Here is a 4,129-nt window from a genome sequence, read left to right as displayed (position 1 = left end):
ACCCGAGCTTCGCAGCTCACGTAGGAAAACAACCCTTCGCTCCGGTAATCGCCGCCCCGCATCTCAAATCCTTCAACCTCAGTTGAAGGCGTCTGAATCACCTCAAGCGGCTCAAGGAAAGAGCCTTTTTCCGCAACCTGTTAAAGCCGCTTCGCGACAGCTGATCCTGCAGGACCAGCCACTTCCCCTTTCCGGTGAGATTGACGATCAGATCGACGTCATCGGTCATCCGCACATCCTCGATCGTGTACGGATCGGTGATAAGCAATGCGCTCGAGCAACCGCCGACGAAAACAAGTTGTTCGCGAAGCTCGTCCCCGATCGCCGTCGCGACCGCCGCAAGCATCTCCAAAAGCTGGCCCCGAACCGTCATTGCTTCAGCAGCCCTCCTCGAAGCCTATCAATCGCAAGGTTGGATTCACGCTGCCTACCAAGCCTCACGGCGTCGACAAGCGCGAGATATTCATATAGCCGCTCATCCTGTTGCGAAGCCGCCGGCACCGATTTGAACAAAGGTTCGACTGCGGGGCCTCGCGCATTGCCATGTGCATAGGGCCAGACATAGATTTCCTGTCCGGCGCTGATGAGTTGCCCTTGGAGCATCGGTGCAGCAAAACCGGTCGCAATACCCCGCTCCGGAGCGGCCGGCACCGCCGGGAATACGAACTTGAGACCATGAGCAATGAATTCGCAGAGATCCCGGCGGTTCGGTTTCACGCGTCGGTATGAGCGGTCCTTGACCGCCAGACCGGATTGAAGGCTTCGATTGAGCGAAGCGCTTACCTCGGTCTTGCTTATGCCCAATGCATTGCCCAAGCCCCGAACGGAATATAGCTCTGCGGGATCAAACTGATCATCGCCAGACCCAAGACGCCCGGATTCTTCCTGATCCCGGAGGGCGGCGAGTTTGAGCAATATGACGATATCCTGGCTTTTCATGTCGCCCTTAGCCTCTCGTCCTCCGTCCGCGGACTGAGGACAGTTAAGGGCAAAGAGGAACTTTTGTCAAACCCAAGAGGCATCGCCACCGCCTCTTATGATTGGAGCTTATGTCCTGCGGGACATATGCATTGCTCACAGGCAGCGCCATGGGAATGGCTATCCTTCGGCTCCGGGCCGGCTCAGGCCCTAAGGTCCCAATCCGCACTTCGATCATGAAATCGACGGCCCGCTGCGCTGTCGTCCGATCGCCCAGTTGATGCTGTCACCGCGAATGATACCGGACACCTGCTTGTCGATATGGCGATCCAGCACCGGCCGCCATGGAACGAGCGTGAAGTCCCGGCTCTTTTCGATCAGGGCATAGCGGCCTGAAGCAAGCTCGACGGGGCGACGATAAATGCCCTCGATCCGCTCGCCGGGCCTTGCCTCCAAATAGGCAAGCCCAAGCTGCTGGGACAATTGCCCGGCGATGCGGTTCATTTCCCGGCGGCGTAGCGTCGCGAGCAGGTTCGCCTGCAGAACCACGCGCCCTTGTTCCTCCTGGGCTAATCCTTCTGCAATCAGCCACTGGCGCCGCCGGTCCATGGCCTCCCGGATCTCGCGCCCAAACCCAGCCTCGCGCAGCGGCGTCCTATCGGACGAGACCAACTCGCGATCGAGCCAGGTCGCGCCATCAGCACCAACCTGCCGATCCAGCGGCATGGCCGACAGGGTTTCAACGATCACGGGTGCCATCCTCGCCCTGTGCGCCTCGAACGTCGCCGCGCGCTCGACATGGTCGGGCGCGATGACCCAGGTTCCATCCGCCTCGCGCGCCACGCTGCTTCCGGCTTTGCGCATGGCTTCCAGCCTGCGGACATGGGCTTGGGCAAAGCTCTCGGTAGCGGCGGGATCGTGACGCAGATGCAGGTCGATGGAATAGCGCCCATCATGAGCAGCAGCGACTTCCGCGATCGTCCGGTCAACGGCCCTTGCGCCGGCCATTTTTGCCTCTATCCGCACCATCGCGCCGACTGGGATCGGCTCCACGGTTTCGCCCTTGCCGATGTCGACATAGTGGCTGCGTCCATCGACACCGTCTACAATGAGATAGTGGCGGTCTTCCAGTTCCTCAGACAGACCTCGCTCAACCACCCGCCCGACGACAGGGGACAAGACCACCGGATCGGCAATGACATAATCGCCCGGCGCCCGTTCCAGACCATGCTCCCTAAAGGTCCGCTGCATGGTGCGGATGATATCGCCGCGCTCCCCCATGCGACGCAATATGTCGTCCATGCCTGCCACCAATCTCCAACGCCCTGGCTCGACCTCGTCGGCCAGGCCCAATCGCCCCAGCGTCTGAAGCCGGCCGGCGCGCAGGCTCTGCTGGAACGGATCGGTCGAGCCAATGCTCACTACGCGGTCATTATTCATGTCGCGCAGCAGCCGGCGATCAATGCCTGTCAATCGCTCCTGATTCATCTCGCGGCGGAGCCGGTTCTCGATCTCGACATCGACGCGCGGACCAAGATCGAGCGATACGAGTTCGGCGGCCCGCTCGCGAATGCCTTGCGTAATGTAATCGCGCGCGATTACGAGATCCTGCCCGCGCTCGTCCTTACCCCGCAGGATGACGTGCGTGTGGGGATGGCCGGTGTTGAAATGATCGGCAGCGACCCAATCCAGCCTGGTGCCGAGATCCTGCTCCATCTGCAGCATCAGACGCCGGGTGAGAGATTTGAGATCTTCATATTGTTCACCGTCCTCGGGGGAAACGATGAAGCGAAACTGATGCCGATCGCCGTCCGCCCGATCAAGAAAGGCCCGGCCATCGGCCTCATCCTCAATCGATGCGTAAAGCCGCCCGGATGCGCCGTCGCGGGTCACGCCATCACGCTGGATATAGCGAAGGTGAGCCCGGGCAGCATTCATGCCGTTGGCGCGATCGAGACGAACGATGCGCGATTTGACGAGAACACGGCGCTGTCGATAGGCCGCCAAGCGGTCGCGCGAAGCGAGCACCCGACCGACGCCGCCTCCCACGCCGGATCGGTTGCCGTGAAAGCGACTGTGCTTGCCCGCTGATCGCGCCATCCCACCGGCAAGATTTGCAGCCCGAAGCACCTGGCTCATATAGCTTCTGCCGCGCCTGATCGGCGTGCTGCGTATTCTCCCGAGGCGGGGTTCAATATCATCCTCATCCATCAGGGCGCGCCCGACGAAGCGACCAGCACCAAAGCGGCAATGGCACCATTAAATGTCGACTAAATTCAATATGTTGCAGCTGGCTCAGCGCCATGCGCCCAAGGGTGACGCCATGGCAAGTTTGAGGAAAAACGATGTGCAGACAAAGGGTTATGGCGTGATGGCCGAAGGGCATGGCGCCATTTCTTTTATCTTGCCTTAGTCCCATCCCCGCAATCCCATCTCCTGCTCCCGGTACGGCCCATCCTTTGTGAGCCAGAGAAAGGTGGAGCGGCGAGCGATGCCGCTCCCAAATCCTCCCTAGCCACCGGGCCGATCCCGTGCCGCCAGGGCGGCCTCCAGTTCGGCCTTGATCTGCCGAATTTCGGCTGGATCTTCGTTCCATTCGAGTTCGGCCCGAAGCTCGTCGATATGCTGCTGAAGTGTCATTTTGACCTCCTGATCCTGAAAGACAGGAGGCTGCGCCCGGCAGGAAGCGGGCCGGGTCAAGGACCGCGAAGCGGCCGCGCCAGCGGCGATGGGGGTGCCGATTTTGCGTCAGCAAAATTGGGGGAACCATCGTCCTTGAGGCGGCCTGCTGCCTGTCGGATACTGGGAATGACTGAGCGGATTTTTTCCTCTCGTCAGGGCACAGCGTTTTCATCTGGAACCCTCCGTGCCCTGTGCTGACGGTGCGATAATGAGAGACCGGTGCGCGGTCGCGTCATCCTTGGAGGCGGGGCTGGCCGCGGGCTTCGCGACGATATTGAGGGTGAAGAAAAGCTGCGTGCCCGACAGGATTGGAGGGGGCATGGAGGCCTTTGCGGAGGTAGCTTCGATATAAAGGCGCGTCTCGGCGGGCAGCGCCCGGCCTGTTAGCGTCCGCGCTCGTGGTGTAATTTCCGGTGTAGATTGAGGCGATCGCATGGGTGGGGCATGCCCCACCCATGCGAATTCGATCTCGGTGGCCACCGGGCTCATCGGTAAGGTGGAGTTACCACACTTCACACGCCCACCGAGG

General features: G+C 60.9%; 5 protein-coding genes and 1 pseudogene. 1 reads left to right on the top strand and 5 read right to left on the bottom strand.

All coding sequences use genetic code 11. The annotated features are described in order from the left end of the window. Positions 1-97: 97 nt before the first annotated feature. The 3 genes from F4U95_RS24410 to rlxS form a co-directional block, all read right to left on the bottom strand. A complete protein-coding gene (locus F4U95_RS24410) occupies positions 98-373 on the bottom strand; it encodes a hypothetical protein (protein ID WP_150426987.1) in 276 nt (91 codons plus the stop codon). Further along, complete coding sequence (locus F4U95_RS24405) at positions 370-939, bottom strand: hypothetical protein (RefSeq protein WP_150426986.1); 570 nt, start codon at positions 937-939, stop codon at positions 370-372. The genes F4U95_RS24410 and F4U95_RS24405 overlap by 4 nt, the downstream gene beginning before the upstream one ends. A gap of 213 nt (positions 940-1,152) precedes the next feature. Next, positions 1,153-3,129, bottom strand: coding sequence for a relaxase/mobilization nuclease RlxS (rlxS, locus tag F4U95_RS24400; RefSeq protein ID WP_150426985.1), 1,977 nt, complete (start codon positions 3,127-3,129; stop codon positions 1,153-1,155). 52 nt (positions 3,130-3,181) lie between these two features. Between rlxS and F4U95_RS24720 the strand changes: the two genes are divergently transcribed. Further along, on the top strand, positions 3,182-3,331 hold the full coding sequence (locus F4U95_RS24720) for a hypothetical protein (protein WP_161600458.1): 150 nt from the start codon (positions 3,182-3,184) through the stop codon (positions 3,329-3,331). A 98-nt stretch (positions 3,332-3,429) separates the two neighbouring features. Here F4U95_RS24720 and F4U95_RS25435 read toward each other — a convergent pair whose 3' ends face one another. Beyond that, entirely contained in the window at positions 3,430-3,558 is a 129-nt protein-coding gene (locus tag F4U95_RS25435) for a hypothetical protein (protein WP_281347248.1), read from the bottom strand. A gap of 210 nt (positions 3,559-3,768) precedes the next feature. Continuing rightward, positions 3,769-4,129, bottom strand: a pseudogene (locus F4U95_RS25020) (hypothetical protein); the annotation flags it as partial.

It is taken from the genome of Sphingobium limneticum (assembly GCF_008710165.1).
Lineage (GTDB): Bacteria > Pseudomonadota > Alphaproteobacteria > Sphingomonadales > Sphingomonadaceae > Sphingobium > Sphingobium limneticum.
Note: the sequence above shows the minus strand (reverse complement) of the source record. Positions and strands in the feature narration are given on the sequence as shown.

Coding starts and splice junctions, on each gene's coding strand:
- F4U95_RS24410 (WP_150426987.1), bottom strand. CDS start 373: ATGACGGTTCGGGGCCAGCTTTTGGAGATGCTTGCGGCGGTCGCGACG.
- F4U95_RS24405 (WP_150426986.1), bottom strand. CDS start 939: ATGAAAAGCCAGGATATCGTCATATTGCTCAAACTCGCCGCCCTCCGG.
- rlxS (WP_150426985.1), bottom strand. CDS start 3,129: ATGGATGAGGATGATATTGAACCCCGCCTCGGGAGAATACGCAGCACG.
- F4U95_RS24720 (WP_161600458.1), top strand. CDS start 3,182: ATGTCGACTAAATTCAATATGTTGCAGCTGGCTCAGCGCCATGCGCCC.
- F4U95_RS25435 (WP_281347248.1), bottom strand. CDS start 3,558: ATGACACTTCAGCAGCATATCGACGAGCTTCGGGCCGAACTCGAATGG.